Origin of the sequence: Chryseobacterium sp. MEBOG06, assembly GCF_021869765.1 — a bacterium.
Taxonomy (GTDB): domain Bacteria; phylum Bacteroidota; class Bacteroidia; order Flavobacteriales; family Weeksellaceae; genus Chryseobacterium.
The window spans coordinates 2,324,224-2,338,131 of record NZ_CP084580.1 but is presented as its reverse complement, the minus strand read 5'-3'; the positions used below and the strand labels follow the sequence as shown (position 1 = coordinate 2,338,131).

The following is a 13,908-nucleotide window of genomic DNA, read 5'->3' as shown; positions in this document are numbered from 1 at the left end:
AAAATTATTTTTAACGTTATGCTTTTAATAGGGGCTTAACATCCGCCCAACCCTCTTTTTATAGGTCAGATAAGTCTGGCCGTGCTTCAGATTCAGATCTTCCTCTTCAAGCCTTATCTGAATTTGCATCAGAATACTTCCCACCAACAGAAACAGAAATACGGTTAAAGTGGGAAAAAGCAGAAAGAAACCAAGAAGACTTACCGTCATTCCTAAAAATATTGGATTTCTAGATATTCCAAACAGTCCATGGGTCACAAGCCTGGTTTTCATCTCAGTATCAATTCCTATACGCCACGAATCTTTCATCTGCAGCTGTGCCACAACCACCCAAATAAATGCAGAAATCATCAAAATAAGTCCGATATATTTCAGAAGATTAACATCCATGAAATGGATTATAAAAGTACCCGAGATAACTTCAGGAAATAGAGAAAGCGCAATAGAGTACGTAAACAGAGCCAGTAAGATCAGTTTAAAATAACGTCCGACAAGAGCATAAGCAGAACCGTCTTTTGGAAGAACATTGGGGTTCTTATTGATTTGTCTGGCCACTCTAAAACTGATTCCTAAAAACGAAACCGTAAAAAAAAGAATAAAATATAAGGGAATGAAAAATCGTGTAAAATCTGCCATGGTAATTATTTTTGACAAATTTCACAGATTTTGAAATGCAATACTATTGCAATATTAAGAAAAGGAATTTTTCTTATTAAGTGGCAAAGCCAATTTCGAATGATTACATTAAAAATAGAATGCGTCCCTTTGTTCTGGTTTGAAAAAGAAAATGCTTTATATTTTCAGAGTAATAAGAATATTTTATAAAACCCTTTGGGCATGAAGATAAGCTTTATTCCAGTATTTTTCGTTCAGAGAAGAGATAATGACTCCTTTGGAAGTGGAAGCATGAATGAATTTCACCTCTCCGTCTGCGCCAATATCATGCACGATACCTACGTGAGATACTCTGCTACCTCCTGCTGTGGCAAAAAACAGCAAATCTCCTGGTTTTACGTCCCTGATGTCAATATTTTTTCCGGATTCAGCCTGATCTGTAGATCTCCTTGGAAGGCTAAAATCATTTTCTTCAAATACTTTTACCGTAAATCCTGAACAGTCGAACCCGGACGATGTATTTCCTCCGAACCGGTAAGGTGTTCCAAGATATTTCTCGGCATCTTTCAGAATTTCATTGATCGATCTTGATATTTTACCATCAAATTTAGAATCCAGTTTTCTAAGGTTCTCAGATTTCGCTACCGTTTTGGTATTCGATTTCTTACTGGAAGAAGCATTTTTTGATGCTCCGCAAGACACTACAAAAGCAGACATAATCAGTAAGACAGACAGCTGCTTTATTCTCATTCCCGATTCAAATAATCCCGATCCCATATTCATCTGATTTATACTCGATTAAGCAATTATTTATCAAATATACATTTTATATTTTAATTATACTATAACTATACTACAACACTATTATAAATATATGTTAAAATATTGTCATTCATTATTTAATGGTATATTTGAGTTCAATTTAGAGATATGGCAACATATGAAAGTATAATCAAGATTACAGGAGCTGTAGGAGACCTGGTTTTTTATGATCTGAATGGTAAAAACGTCGTTCGGAAGAAAAGTGGGTTTAATAAAACTGCTTTTAAGAAAAATCCGTCCTATGAAAAAGTACGTCAAAACAGTTCTGAGTTCGGACATTGCTCTAAGACTGGAAAAGCTATAAGAAACAGCCTGAATGTGTACATCAAGACAGCGGGAGACCCTCTCCTTTATCAGAAATTTGCTAAACTGATGACGGAAGTAAAAGATCTGGATATGACTTCTGAAAGAGGTAAAAGAACCGTCGAAAACGGATTGAAAACTGAGGAAGGCCAAAAACTCCTCAGGGAATTTCAGTTTGGTGGAATAAAAAAAACCGCAGACCGTATTAGAATTGAGAATCAGACCCTGCATTTGAAACACAGCAGTCTTATGTATAAAATGATCATTTTGACTATCAAACTGGATTCTGAGCACTGCAATACAGAGTATGCTGAAGAAATTCTGCCTTTGGACAAGCAGCAGGAAATTGTTTTTCAGCAACATTTTTCAGAAAAGAGTGTACTCCTCTATTTTGCAGCATTACAAAATGAAGATAACGAAATAACCCACATGGGATTTGTATAAAATAAAAAAGTCTGCAATTACGTGCAGACTTTTTGTTTATTTCTTATCTCCTTTCCAGGATCCTGATCTCGCAGGAGTAGGAATTGAGTTGGACCAGCTTCCGTTTCCTTTTTTATCTGTATTCAGTGTTCCTTTAAAATTTCCTTGTGAAGGAAGTCCTACTGATGCATTAAGATCTCCTGTCTCACTTAAATTTCCGGAAATATTATAGTTTTCATTATTAACATCGGAATGCATGGTTCCCACCACTTTACCATTGGTATCTACCACGATGTTCCAGATTCCTTTATCATTACCGTCATAGGTACCAGACCATGTTCCTACATAATCATAAATGGTATCATCATTGGAGCTGCAGCCGATAAATAAAAACGCCATTAAAAAAAGTAAAAAAAGTTTCTTCATAGTTTCAGTAGTTTTATAACCTAAAAAATTCCTCTATTCTCTGTTATTTTCCATTCCTAAAAATTCTGTTTCAAAGAATAGTGCTTAATATTTATTATTTTTTGTTCCGTGCAAATCTACTAATTTTTTCATTCAAATTATCTGAATTTTAATTAGTGCGTAATATGTTTATTAAAAAACAGCATATTTCAGCTAAAATACAACTATTTTTCAAACAAATTCATGATACATAAACTTTGAGTTATCTTCAAAAGACAATACTTTAAAATTTACTATACATTCATCATTTTAATTTTAAAATTACTTGATTTTACTTTTAAATAAATTTTCATTTCTATATTAATAGATATTTCTTACCTTAGTGAAAAAATATAAACCCATTCAAATTATAACATGAAAACAAAGACATTTGTATTGTCCGTACTCGCATTTTGTGGCAGTTTAAACGCTCAGGTAGGTATTAACACAACCACTCCTACCCAAACTTTAGATATTAATGGCCTGGTAAGGGTAAGAGGACTTTCAAATCCTGATAAAAAAATTGTTGCTGCTGATCCTCAAGGTGTTCTGACATTGATTTCTCCTGAAGAAATTTTTGCTCCTAAGGCCCTATTGAATACCTCTATGTCATCTACTGAACAAAGATTTACCATATATGAAGGAAAATGCTTTCAGCCTATTGACAACGCTTCTTCCTGTACTGTTTCCTTAAATCACTATACTTCTTGTGCAGGATTTACCAACCCAGTAGATACTCAGGTAGTGGTAGGACAAGGAATTAATACTGGTAACGGGCAGTTTTTAGGTACATGGACAGCCCGATATGTTGATAATAAAGGCTTTGCCGGTGCTGCTCCTGTTGCCAACCAGACCGCCCCGGATTATCCCAGAATTTCTTATCCGGCTGCCAGTACGGTAAACTATTTGGGAAGTGGTAATTTTCCCAGTGCCGGACAGTGTAACGCAGATATCGTAACTACCATTAACCAGACAACCGGGGATATAAAAGTAGAATCTGTAAAAAGAAATATGTATGCACATCTTGTGTACCTTATTAATATCGCCCGTTCCAGAACCCAATAATATACAGATATTTGATTTCATAAAACCGGCTGCAGTCTTTGATTGCGGCTGGTTTATTTTTTAAACACTCTATTCTGAAATCAAAAAAAGAGCAGATCGTAAAATTGAGAGATGATGATCCACCGGAATAAGAGCCTCCTACAAACTAAAGAACCAGCCATGGGGTAACAGTCTATTTTGCTATATTTGAACTTAATTTTAAAATCAAATCACATGGAATTAAAAGTAGGAGACACAGTCTATCTGAAATCAGATGCCAGGACAATCATGACTATTAATGATGTTTCAGCAAAAGGGCATGGCTATTACGAATGTATCTGGTTTTCACAGGAACTTTTACAAACGGGGCACTTTCATAAAGACACCTTAGTAAAATATGACCGGGAAAAATAGAATAAAGCCCCTGTTGAAGGGGGCTGTTTCATTATTTCTGCATATAGCTTTTTAAATATCTGTGAGCATTGATATATTTAGAGAGTCTCTCTGCATCTTTTTCTGTCACTTTATTCAATCTGCTTACATCCATATTATCTTCAAGATCATTCAATTTCACCGCGATGGCTAAATCATTCTGAATAATCCTCTCTATGAAATCTGAATAATCTTCATTGCCTTTCTTTGTCACAAGCTCCAGTGCCCGAATGATCTGCTGCGGAAACCCCTCTTCTGCCAGCTGTTCAAAAGTCCAGGCAGTATCTTCTACCAGATCGTGCAATACACCACAGATCATCTCATTTTCATTTTTTCCTTTCATCATCACTCTCAGGATATGTAAAATGTAAGGTTTACCGGATTTATCTGTTTGGCCTGCGTGCGCCTGTGTTGCAATAGAAACTGCTTTTTCAAGTAAATTTAAATTCATTGTATCGTTTTATCAAATATAACAAAAGCCCTCTTAAAAAGAAGGCTTTTATTGAGATTTCAAAATAGTGAATACCCAGAAGGTGATACCTGCATTAATACGTTATATCAGAATCCTGTATAGTACTGCTTCACGCAAGATACGAGGTTATGAAGGAACCTTTCTGGATTTTTCTCTTTCCCAGATACGATGCTCTTTCATAATTTTGATAAAATCTTCGGTTAAATGGTCTGTACTTTCAAAAATAACACCTTTATCTTTATTAACAAAAGAATGTTTCGATAATTCTTCCGCGCCTTTGGCAAATGCCAGTGCTTTGCAATGGCGATATCCTTCATTGATGAATTGCAGATAATCCGCATTGCCTTCAAGAGTCTTTACAGAATCTCCATCAGGGGTATAAAATGCATCATAACATACGGATGCTTCTGTAAGGTAAGAATACTTAATATCTTCTTCCCCTCCCTCTTTGAATTTTATTTTACCAACCTGGCTTGCAATTAAAACAGCCTGTGCACCTTCTTTTTCCAGTGCCTTTTTCATTATATCTACCGAAGTTTTGCTTACCCCGTTGTCAATTAAAAAAGCCACCTTTCTCGTTTTGATATTCCCCTTTCCGGGTTCTACTTTCATGCTCAGCTCTGATGATTTTTCTACTTCAGGTTTTTTAGGTTTAATGGGATAGTTCGGATGATTCTGGCGGGCGAATTTCAAAGTTAGCGGATCAAGTTCTTTCGAAACAGTCAATCCCAGATTATCAGCGACATTTTTAGCCAGTTTTTTATCGATCTGATTCAGTATAGCTAATTCGCGTTGGCGTATATTAACATCATTTACCTTAGACAGTTCAAAGCTCAGTGCATTGATAATATGTTCTTGTTCTTCAGGACTTTGCGAATTAAAGAACAATGTGGCCTGAGTAAAATGGTCTGCAAAAGAATCCGAACGGGCCCTTACTTTGGGGCCGTTCACAGGCTGCTGGTGCGACTGAAATCCAACCTCTCCCTTAAGCATTGCCTGGTAAGGGCATCCTTCAGCTTTACTGTTTGGAAAATAACTGACAGGCCCTTTCAGAATATCCATCCTTCCAAAACCGTCTTTTTGATTATTATGCTTCCCATTTACCGGACGGTTTATAGGCAACTCATGAAAATTAGGACCTCCCAGGCGATAATTCTGAGTATCCATGTACGAAAATACTCTTCCCTGGAGAAGAGGATCATCAGAAACATCTATACCCGGAACAAGCCTTCCCGGATCAAAAGCCACCTGCTCAGTCTCTGCAAAAAAATTCTCTGGATTACGGTTGAGTGTCATAGTTCCTATAATCTGTACAGGAACAAGCTCTTCAGGAATAATTTTAGTAGGATCAAGAATATCAAATGAGTATTTCATCTCATCTTCTTCAGGAATAAGCTGAACTCCCAAATCCCATTGCGGAAAATCACCGTTTTCAATAGCTTCCCATAAATCCTTGCGATGAAAATCAGCATTAAAACCAGAAATTTTCTGAGCTTCATTCCATGCTACTGAATGTACCCCCAATCTCGGCTTCCAGTGAAATTTCACAAACGTTGCCTTACCTTTGTTATTCACAAATTTGAAAGTATGTACTCCAAAACCTTCCATCATTCTTAAACTTCTTGGAATTGCCCTATCAGACATCACCCACATGGTCATATGGGCCGCTTCAGGCATTAGTGAAATGAAATCCCAAAATGTATCGTGTGCTGATGCAGCTTGTGGCATTTCATTATTAGGTTCCGGTTTCACCGCATGAATTAAATCCGGAAAATTCATGGCATCCTGAATAAAGAAGACCGGTATATTATTACCTACAAGATCGTAATTGCCCTCTGTGGTGTAAAACTTGACTGAAAATCCCCTTACATCGCGGGCCAGGTCGGTAGACCCCTTAAATCCTGCTACTGTAGAAAACCTTGTAAATAAAGGGGTGATCGTTCCTTTTTGCAAAAATGCAGCAGTTGTGTATTTTGAAAGGTCTGCGGTAGCTTCAAAAATACCATGTGCACCGGATCCTCTTGCATGAACGACTCTTTCAGGAATCCGCTCACGGTCAAAATGCATGAGCTTGTCAAAAAAAATATGATCCTGCTGTAAAGACGGCCCTCTTTCTCCGGCTTTAAGTGTATTGTTATTGTCAAACACTGGTACGCCGTCATTGGTCGTCATTACTCTATTGTTATTATCAACTAACTGCTGATCAATCTGGGCCGATTTTACGTTCTTTACCTTTTTCATATCAATAATTTTGTGGGTTAGATTAACTGAAGAAATATCACACTTCTTTGACTAAATATACAATATTTCAATAAAATACCATCTATCATTATTTTGTTTTAACATAACAAATCCCCTTTATTGCTTAATACAAAGCTAAATCGCGTATCCAATAAAAAATTATGCTAAAAAGTCTGTCAGATCAGGCATTATGTATAGGAGATCAACTGGTTAATGCTTACAAATGTTCATAAATACGGGATTCTCCCCTGAGGGGTAGTAATTAGTTTAATGGTATTGCATAAAAATAGTTTTCATAAGCTCCGGTACCGAATGTCCAGCTGCCTGTAGCTTTATTTTCAATCAGTAAATATATTCTGATGGATGGTGAGGAAAGCATACTTAGTGCTCCATCATTTAGTAGGACCTGTATATGGAAAAATAACTGAAGCGTACGAGGTAGATACAGCAGCAGGGCCAAGTGAGTAAAATATGCCCGCTGAACGGAAGATTGAGAAGTAGAAAGATAAGCATGAAACCAGAATCTGTTTGTATTCCCCGGGTTACTGATTGTTAAACCTGTATTCACAGACCACTTCCCTTCTCTAAGATCAATATAAACATTTGAATAAACAGTCCCCGATCTGTTAGAACTTGCTGTTATAGATGATCCTGGAAAAACTCCAGTTGCAGTGGCCCGTATAGATGCAGGGATTTTCCATGTTCCTACTCCGTTTGCATCACTCATCAAAACTTTATCCGATCCCTGGGGACCATCTGTGATTTTTATAGCTCCCGGGGAAGTGCTTATTATTTCCAGCTTTGTAACCGGAGAAGCATTTCCCATACCTGTATTACCTTCAGTTGTAACTATAAAATCATTACTTTACTGGGATATGGTAGGGTTTCTTCCCCAGGAAATGAAAGAAAATAAAGAAGCTCTGCAACTTGTAAATCCCCATACGAATCCTGAATCAAAACTTTTTGTTTCCCGCATCTATATGTGGATAGCGGATTATTATACAGAAACTCACAAATATGATTCTGCACAAATCTATATTGACAGATCAATTAAGCTGGCAGAAGAGATTCCTGAACAACAATATCTTTCTTTCAGGCGGATGTTCAGAAGAAAAGCATATGTCTATTTCTATCAGGCCCAGATTTACATTAAACAAAAAAATACAAAATCTGCACTTCAATTTATTGACAAAGCCTATAAACAGGCAGTAAGTGAAGACCATGTGTACTTACATTCTATTTTGGAAGCGTATGGCGATTATTATTTTCTCTCGGAAGAATATCAGAATGCAATCAATTATTATAAAAAAGCAATTCAGAATAAAAAAGCATTCTTAAAAATGTCAGCTGATATCAATCTAAAATTATCATATTGTTATAAAGCAATGAATGATCCTTCCAATGAAAAAAAATACCTTACCATTTCCTCAGAACAAAGACGATATAATGAGAGAATAAGCAGAATAAATGTTATCCAGATAGCAGAAAATATTTTAAAAGTAGAAAATGAAAAAAAACAGGCTAACAGGAATAAAAACATTCTTGCTGTATTATTAGTAAGCATTGTATTACTACTAATAATTGCATGTGTTCTGTATAAACAAAGAAAGGAAAATAGAAAAAGAAATGAAATCATTGAAAACAAAAATCATCAATTGCAAAAAACAACAGATTCTTTAATGGAAAAAGAAAAAACAATAAATATTTTGCAGCAAAAGGTGTCGGAACTAATCCATATGGTGAAAGCCAATTCTCCCCATTTCTGGAGCCATTTTCAGATAATTTTCCCTGATTTCACTGGAAAAATGCTTAAACTCAATCCAAATTTAAGGACTTCTGAACTTACTTTTTCTGCCTACCTTTATCTGGGGCTGGCCACTAAAGAAATATCACAATATACATTCAAATCTGTAAAAACAATAGAAAATAATAGGTACAACTTAAGAAAAAAGATCAATGTTCCATCAGAAAAAGATCTCTCCATCTGGATAAATGAATATATCAAAAATACTGAAACAGAAGCTTAAAGTGGCTCCAACTATATAGAGCTGAATTTAAGAAACAGTCTTTATTTGCATAATAACTCAGGTGAGCTAAAGTATTTTAAAGGAAAATATTGTATCAATTTTATTGTGTTTAAAGAATTGGAAACTTTAAATAATGACTGAGTTCTAATCTTATAAATAGCCAAAAAACACCTCTTTCTTGTCCATCAGACTGAGGCGTTTCCAGGCTAAATTTTGAATATTTTTTTAAAGATATTTTAAAACTAAATGAACTGTAATCAATATTTCCATAGCATTAATCCTGCCTGATAACCAGCTCCTAGAGTCCATATCAGAATATTATTTCCTTTTTGTAATTTCTTTACATTCTTTTGGTATTGATCTAGAGCTAAGAAAATACTTGAAGATCCAGTATACCCTAATTCTCTGGAATAAAATGGAATCTTATCTTCCGTAATTTCATAATATTCACGAATAATATTAATATTTTTTATTGATAACTGTGAAAATAAAAACAGATCAATTTGTTCAATGGTCAAATTATTTTGATGTAAAAATGGATGGATATAATCCAATGCAAAATTTACACTCCCACTTCCATCAAAATTTGTATCCCAAAAAGTAACATCGGTAGAACTGTGACAAGAATATCCATTTGGAGGAAATAAAACAGTATTGGAAAAGCTGCTGTCGGTATGATACAAAACATCAACTAATCCCGAATCTGAATCCTCTTTCTCAACAATAAAGGCGAAAGCAGAATCTGAAAAACAAAAAGCAGTAAACGGATTTTCCCGGTCCAGTATTTTAGATAGTTTCTCAGCGCATACAATTAAAGCTTTCCCAGCAGAATGAGAGCCTGATAAATATTTTGATACCTGATCTAATGCAATAAAACCTCCAATACAGTTTGCGTTGATATCATAGCACATTGTATTCAGCTTTCCATTCAGAGCATGGTGTATTTTAATAGCGTCGCAAGGCACATTGTGTTCGGGTGTACTTGATACAAAAACAATGATATCAATATCCTTAGCAGAAATATTACTCTCATGCAGTCCCCCTATGGCTGCCTGTATTCCCATCGAAAGTGCAGTTTCTTCAGAATCTTCAGTCAGAATAAATCTATTATTCCTACCTAATGCATTCTGAATTTTTTGCATTGAAATTTGCTGTTTCTCAAAATCTTGAATAACTGTTTCGTTATTTTCGATATTAGATGGATGATAAAAGTAAGTGTGATGAATTTTCATATTTAAAATTGTATTCAATTTGATATAAAGTATATATTTTCAAAGTGTAAAGATTACAACTCATAAAACACTAATGAAAAATATCTTACAAAGATAATTAACTCACCAGCAAGTTAATTATAATAAAGATCTTAATGAAAACTTCTCAATGACGTAGAAGAAACCAAAACGCAATTGGAAGCAGCATAGGATTTTTAAATTCCGATAAAAAGATTCACAAATTGAGAATTATATTATCAAATCTCTATGATAATCAATTTGGAAAAATTGAAAGTAAAACCAAAAATTCTTTTTAAATTAACCTATTATAAATATTTCCAATTATGAATAATTTTCAGGATACTTCCCTACCCGATATTTCAGATGCCGGTTTACCAATGGCTTATCCTTCAGGGCAAAAAAAATTACCAGGTTCCGGAATTGTTTTAGCAGCAGATGTTGGCGGAACTAAAACAGAGTTTGCGCTTTTTCAGGTGAAGGGAGGAAAACTGATTCCCATTAAAAATCAACGATATGCCACTACAGACCACCAGTCATTTGTGGAGGCGATCCGTCATTTTCATGATGATAAATCTTCGGTTATCGACTGTGCCTGTCTGGGCGTTGCCGGTACGGTAGATGGAGATAAAGTACGGGGCGTTAACTTTGCCTGGGAAATAGACGCCAAAAAACTGGAATCTGATCTTAATATAAAAACAGTGCTTCTTATTAATGATCTTCAGGCCAATGCCTACGGCCTGTGCGCACTTGAAGATTCAGACTTTGAAATTATTGCTGAGGGTGAAAAAAGTGCAGGTAACGCGGTAGTGATCTCACCGGGAACAGGTCTTGGTGAAGCAGGAATGTACTGGGATGGGTTATATTACACGCCTTATGCAACTGAAGGCGGTCATTGCAATTTTGCCCCCTTTGATGAACTGGATGCAGAACTATGGAAGTTTCTAAAAAATAAATTCGACCATGTAAGCTGGGAAAGAGTGGTTTCCGGACAGGGTATACAAAATATTTATGAATTTTTACTCCATTACAGGGAATATACAGAACCGGAATGGCTGACTGAAAATTTAAAAAAAGATAACTCGGCGAAAACAATTTCCTCAGCAGCCATAGAGGAAAAGGAACCTTTGTGTATTGAGACAATGCAGCTTTTTTTAAAATACCTTGCCATAGAATCAAGCCAGCTGGCTTTAAAAGCAAAAGCCACGGGTGGAATCTATATCGGTGGTGGAATTACCCCAAAAATTCTCAGCTTGATTGACAAAAAAGAATTTTACAGGAATTTTATTAATGTCGGCCGAATGGAACATTTGTTAAAAGCCATCCCCATAAAAGTAGTTCTAAATGATAAAACAGCTTTGATGGGGGCAGCATATTATGCAGCAATGGGAATTATCCGTTGATAAGACTATTTATTCCGCCATTTTTTATAAGTATTGATCAGCCCGTTGGTAGAGCCGTCATGGGAATCTATTGTATCATTATTTTCAAGCTCCGGAAGCACATTTGAAGCTAATTGTTTACCCAGCTCCACTCCCCATTGGTCAAAACTGAAAATATTCCAGATGACCCCCTGCACAAAGATTTTATGTTCATACAGTGCGGTAAGCGCACCTAACGAAAAGGGGGTAATCTTTTTAAGCAGGAAAGAATTGGTGGGTTTATTCCCGGTAAAAACTCTAAACGGAATCAGCTTTTCCATGCTTGATTTTTCCATTCCTGTACGTGCCAGCTCTTCGGCAACCTGCCCGGCATTTTTTCCGTTCATTAAAGCTTCGGTCTGAGCGAAAAAATTTGAAACCAAGATCTGATGATGATCACCAACAGGATTATGACTGATCGCAGGTGCTATAAAATCACAGGGGATAAGATGGGTTCCCTGATGGATCAATTGATAAAATGCATGTTGTCCGTTGGTTCCTGGTTCGCCCCAGACTACCGGGCCTGTGCTATAGGTTACATCATTCCCATTCCGGTCTGTATGTTTTCCGTTGCTTTCCATATTTCCCTGCTGAAAATAGGCCGGAAAGCGGTGCATATATTGATCATAAGGAAATATAGCCTCCGTTTCTGAACCAAAAAAATTGGTGTACCACAATCCTATTAAGGCCATCATCACAGGAATATTGTCTCCGAGATCTGTTGTTTTAAAATGATGATCGCTTGACTCAGCCCCTTTAAGTAATTGTTCAAAATGATCATATCCTATCGTGAGGGCTATGGAAAGTCCGATACTGCTCCAAAGGCTGTAACGGCCGCCAACCCAATCCCAGAAAACAAACATATTATCAGGATCAATTCCAAATTTCCTTACCCCATCTTCATTGGTTGAAAGTGCCACAAAATGTTTTGCTACCCATTTTTCGTCTTTTGCCGACTTTAGAAACCATTCACGTGCGGTTTGTGCATTGGTCATTGTTTCCTGCGTAGTGAAGGTTTTTGAGGCAATGGTAAAAAGCGTTTCTTCGGGGTCTAATTTTTTTAAAGTTTCCACAATCTGTGTTCCGTCCACATTTGAAACAAAATAAGCCTGAATTCCTTCAATCCAATAGGGTTTTAAGGCTTCTGTAACCATTACCGGCCCCAGATCACTTCCTCCAATACCGATATTGACAATATTCTTAATTTTTTTCCCGGAATAGCCCTTCCATTCACCACTATGAATTTTTTCACAAAAAGCCTTCATCTTCTGGCGTGTTTCGCGGATTTTAAGCATAATATCTTCTCCATCAATCATCACTGGCTCATCAGAAAAATTTCTCAGAGCCGTGTGCATTACAGCACGATTTTCTGTTCCATTGATCTTTTCTCCGTCAAAAATGGCTTCCATTGCATTTTTAACTTTGCAGTCTTCTGCCAATTGCAGCAGTTTTTCAAGAGTTTCATCAGTGGCAATATTTTTAGAATAATCGAAAAGGATATCATTAAATTCAATGGACATTTTTTCAAACCTTTTGGAGTCTTTTTTAAAAAGGTCTTTCATCTGAACGGATTCCATTTCCGAGTGATGAGCAATTAATGCTGCCCATGCTGGTGTTTGTATAGGATTTATTGTAGGAAACATTTTTTTATTTTTAAATATTTAATAATTTATTTTCAGAAATAATGATGATCAGTCCTGATTTTCTACAATTTTTGAGGCTGCAGAAGAATCTAGAAACCACTGTACTTTATTTTTATCTGACTTAATAAGGCGGGCAGGATATTCATCTATTGAGCCCGAACGGTCTTCCAGTATATGAACTACAGCTTCAGATTTTCCTTCTCCGAAAACTAAAAATGCGATCTGCTCCGCCTGGTTGATCAGAGGAGCGGTCATAGTTATACGAAACATGTCAACCTCATCTACAAAAATTGATTTTACAGTAGCTTCAGTTTCTTTCAATACTGACGTATAGGGGAATAGTGATGCTGTATGTGAATTGTCACCAAGACCTAAAAGAATGAAATCAAATACAATCGGTTTTTTATCAAAATGTACTTTTATGGATTCCATATACCTTTCTGCTGCTGCCTCAGGCCCATGTGATGTATCTACTTTGAAAATATGAGATGTATTGATTCCTAAAGGATCAAATAAAGCTTCCTGAACCATTCTGGAGTTTCTGTCGGGGTCATTTTCAGGGAGGAAACGTTCATCCCCAAAAAAGAAAAAGGTCTTCTCCCAATCAATCTTATCTTTAAACTTTTCGGATGCCAGCAGCTCATATAATTTCTTAGGTGAACTTCCGCCGGAAAGCACAAAGTTAAACTGTCCATGGCTCCTCACTGCTTTTTGTGAGGCCTCACAAATGGTTTCTGCCAAAGCGTTTATTAATTCTTCAGCATCCCCGAATATTTTTAAATCATTCATCAG

The 13,908-nt window shown here is 36.2% G+C and carries 14 protein-coding genes; 5 read left to right on the top strand and 9 right to left on the bottom strand.

Annotated elements, in window-relative coordinates; translation table 11 throughout:
• Positions 1-24: 24 nt before the first annotated feature.
• Together LF887_RS10655 and LF887_RS10650 are read right to left on the bottom strand one after the other, a co-directional pair.
• The gene (locus LF887_RS10655) at positions 25-636 is read right to left on the bottom strand and encodes a methyltransferase family protein (protein ID WP_236859169.1); all 612 of its coding nucleotides are present in this window, start codon (positions 634-636) and stop codon (positions 25-27) included.
• Between the two features lie 183 nt (positions 637-819).
• Positions 820-1,392 (bottom strand): C40 family peptidase, encoded by a 573-nt coding sequence (locus tag LF887_RS10650; protein WP_236859168.1) that lies wholly within the window; start codon positions 1,390-1,392, stop codon positions 820-822.
• 153 nt (positions 1,393-1,545) lie between these two features.
• Here LF887_RS10650 and LF887_RS10645 point away from each other — a divergent pair, with 153 nt between their 5' ends.
• Positions 1,546-2,184, top strand: coding sequence for a hypothetical protein (locus LF887_RS10645; RefSeq protein ID WP_236859167.1), 639 nt, complete (start codon positions 1,546-1,548; stop codon positions 2,182-2,184).
• 36 nt (positions 2,185-2,220) lie between these two features.
• On the opposite strand, the gene LF887_RS10640 is transcribed toward LF887_RS10645, so the two are convergent.
• On the bottom strand, positions 2,221-2,589 hold the full coding sequence (locus tag LF887_RS10640; protein ID WP_236859166.1) for a hypothetical protein: 369 nt from the start codon (positions 2,587-2,589) through the stop codon (positions 2,221-2,223).
• Between the two features lie 393 nt (positions 2,590-2,982).
• On the opposite strand from LF887_RS10640, the gene LF887_RS10635 reads away from it, so the two are divergent.
• Positions 2,983-3,672, top strand: a complete 690-nt coding sequence (locus LF887_RS10635; RefSeq protein WP_236859165.1) for a hypothetical protein — start codon at positions 2,983-2,985, stop codon at positions 3,670-3,672.
• A 213-nt stretch (positions 3,673-3,885) separates the two neighbouring features.
• Positions 3,886-4,065 carry a YodC family protein gene (locus LF887_RS10630; protein ID WP_236859164.1) on the top strand — a complete coding sequence of 60 codons (180 nt, stop codon included), beginning with the start codon at positions 3,886-3,888 and terminating at the stop codon, positions 4,063-4,065.
• Positions 4,066-4,096: 31 nt separating this feature from the next.
• Here LF887_RS10630 and LF887_RS10625 read toward each other — a convergent pair whose 3' ends face one another.
• From LF887_RS10625 to LF887_RS10615, 3 genes are all read right to left on the bottom strand, one after another.
• On the bottom strand, positions 4,097-4,534 hold the full coding sequence (locus tag LF887_RS10625) for a phosphohydrolase (protein ID WP_236859163.1): 438 nt from the start codon (positions 4,532-4,534) through the stop codon (positions 4,097-4,099).
• Between the two features lie 147 nt (positions 4,535-4,681).
• Positions 4,682-6,796, bottom strand: coding sequence for a catalase (locus tag LF887_RS10620; RefSeq protein WP_236859162.1), 2,115 nt, complete (start codon positions 6,794-6,796; stop codon positions 4,682-4,684).
• 262 nt (positions 6,797-7,058) lie between these two features.
• Positions 7,059-7,523 (bottom strand): hypothetical protein, encoded by a 465-nt coding sequence (locus LF887_RS10615; protein WP_236859161.1) that lies wholly within the window; start codon positions 7,521-7,523, stop codon positions 7,059-7,061.
• Here LF887_RS10615 and LF887_RS10610 point away from each other — a divergent pair.
• On the top strand, positions 7,468-8,823 hold the full coding sequence (locus tag LF887_RS10610; protein ID WP_236859160.1) for a hypothetical protein: 1,356 nt from the start codon (positions 7,468-7,470) through the stop codon (positions 8,821-8,823). The genes LF887_RS10615 and LF887_RS10610 overlap by 56 nt on opposite strands.
• A 257-nt stretch (positions 8,824-9,080) precedes the next feature.
• Here LF887_RS10610 and LF887_RS10605 read toward each other — a convergent pair whose 3' ends face one another.
• Positions 9,081-10,055, bottom strand: coding sequence for a 3-oxoacyl-ACP synthase III family protein (locus tag LF887_RS10605; RefSeq protein WP_236859159.1), 975 nt, complete (start codon positions 10,053-10,055; stop codon positions 9,081-9,083).
• Positions 10,056-10,378: 323 nt separating this feature from the next.
• Between LF887_RS10605 and glk the strand changes: the two genes are divergently transcribed.
• On the top strand, positions 10,379-11,455 hold the full coding sequence (gene glk / locus LF887_RS10600) for a glucokinase (protein WP_236859158.1): 1,077 nt from the start codon (positions 10,379-10,381) through the stop codon (positions 11,453-11,455).
• 5 nt (positions 11,456-11,460) lie between these two features.
• Here the strand turns inward: glk and pgi are convergent, their stop codons facing one another.
• Positions 11,461-13,116 (bottom strand): glucose-6-phosphate isomerase, encoded by a 1,656-nt coding sequence (gene pgi, locus LF887_RS10595; RefSeq protein WP_236859157.1) that lies wholly within the window; start codon positions 13,114-13,116, stop codon positions 11,461-11,463.
• A 48-nt stretch (positions 13,117-13,164) separates the two neighbouring features.
• Entirely contained in the window at positions 13,165-13,905 is a 741-nt protein-coding gene (gene pgl, locus LF887_RS10590) for a 6-phosphogluconolactonase (RefSeq protein WP_236859156.1), read from the bottom strand.
• Between the last annotated feature and the right edge of the window lie 3 nt (positions 13,906-13,908).